The sequence below is a fragment of the Oleiphilus sp. HI0128 genome (assembly GCF_001635365.1).
On record NZ_LWGG01000716.1, the window covers coordinates 1 to 487 of the forward strand.

Here is a 487-nt window from a genome sequence, read left to right on the forward strand (position 1 = left end):
CTAGCTGGTTTGGCTGGCGGTATCGAAGCTAACGCTGGTGGCGCATCTTTGAAGCAGCTAGAATCTAACAATGTACAGGCTGCTCCTGGTGTATCTGTTGTTCAAGCAGTTGCTGGTGCACTTGGCGGAACATTCGTTAAGGGTCGTGTTGGTATCGAAGACGGTGACTTGTTGATTCACGAAATCGCAACTGACCCACTAGCTGCGCTTATCGATGCTGATGCTCTTATCGCTGGCGGCGCTACTGCACTTGCTGGTTTCTCAACTCAAGAAGTTATCGACGGTGCTATCACTGCAGTTGATTTCAAGTATACAATCGATGCTATCGGTATTGCTGATTCTTCTTATGGCGCTGGTGAAGGCACATATGATTCAGCTACAAACATCCTTACACATCCTACAGCACAAACTACTACTTTGATCAGTGACTTAAGCATTGCTGGTTACTTGGGTCACAAAGATATCCATATCGAAAACAATGGTAATG

The 487-nt window shown here is 46.0% G+C and carries 1 protein-coding gene; it reads left to right on the forward strand.

Translation table 11 applies throughout. The features are described from left to right. Positions 1 to 487 (forward strand): hypothetical protein (locus A3763_RS28535; RefSeq protein WP_197482864.1); only part of this gene is annotated, 487 nt, incomplete at both ends.